This is a genomic window from Anaerobacillus sp. ABD4_527, assembly GCF_056160805.1.
Genome location: NZ_JBSWXZ010000014.1, coordinates 1 through 978 on the forward strand (window position 1 = coordinate 1; position 978 = coordinate 978).

General features: G+C 50.1%; 2 rRNA genes. Both read left to right on the forward strand.

Annotation, left to right across the window (positions count from 1 at the left end):
• Nucleotides 1–497: ribosomal RNA gene (locus ACXAHI_RS20935) — 16S ribosomal RNA — on the forward strand; the annotation flags it as partial.
• Nucleotides 498–711: 214 nt separating this feature from the next.
• Nucleotides 712–978: ribosomal RNA gene (locus ACXAHI_RS20940) — 23S ribosomal RNA — on the forward strand; the annotation flags it as partial.

The following is a 978-nucleotide window of genomic DNA, read 5'->3' on the forward strand; positions in this document are numbered from 1 at the left end:
CAGGTGGTGCATGGTTGTCGTCAGCTCGTGTCGTGAGATGTTGGGTTAAGTCCCGCAACGAGCGCAACCCTTGATCTTAGTTGCCAGCATTAGGTTGGGCACTCTAAGGTGACTGCCGGTGACAAACCGGAGGAAGGTGGGGACGACGTCAAATCATCATGCCCCTTATGACCTGGGCTACACACGTGCTACAATGGACGGTACAAAGGGCAGCGACACCGCGAGGTGAAGCGAATCCCATAAAGCCGTTCTCAGTTCGGATTGCAGGCTGCAACTCGCCTGCATGAAGCCGGAATTGCTAGTAATCGCGGATCAGCATGCCGCGGTGAATACGTTCCCGGGCCTTGTACACACCGCCCGTCACACCACGAGAGTTTGTAACACCCGAAGTCGGTGAGGTAACCTTTTGGAGCCAGCCGCCGAAGGTGGGACAAATGATTGGGGTGAAGTCGTAACAAGGTAGCCGTATCGGAAGGTGCGGCTGGATCACCTCCTTTCTATGGAGAATTACGAGGCAACATTGGTTGCCAAACTTGCATGAGCGTTTCGTTTAGTTTTGAAAGAATGATTGTATTCTTTCATGTTCCTTGAAAACTAGATAGCACAAACAACGACATCCAATAATTATTTTATTTTTGCGTTATAACTTAGTTAGTCACATCTAACGATGTGCATCGATGACGTTAGAACACTGTTTCTAGCGAAATCTAAGGTTAAGCTACTAAGGGCGCACGGTGGATGCCTTGGCACTAGAAGCCGATGAAGGACGGGACGAACACCGATATGCTTCGGGGAGCAGTAAGTACGCTTTGATCCGGAGATTTCCGAATGGGGGAACCCACCATCCGTAATGGGATGGCATCTATTTCTGAATACATAGGGAATAGAAGGCATACCCGGGGAACTGAAACATCTCAGTACCCGGAGGAAGAGAAAGCAATCGCGATTTCCTGAGTAGCGGCGAGCGAAACGGAAACA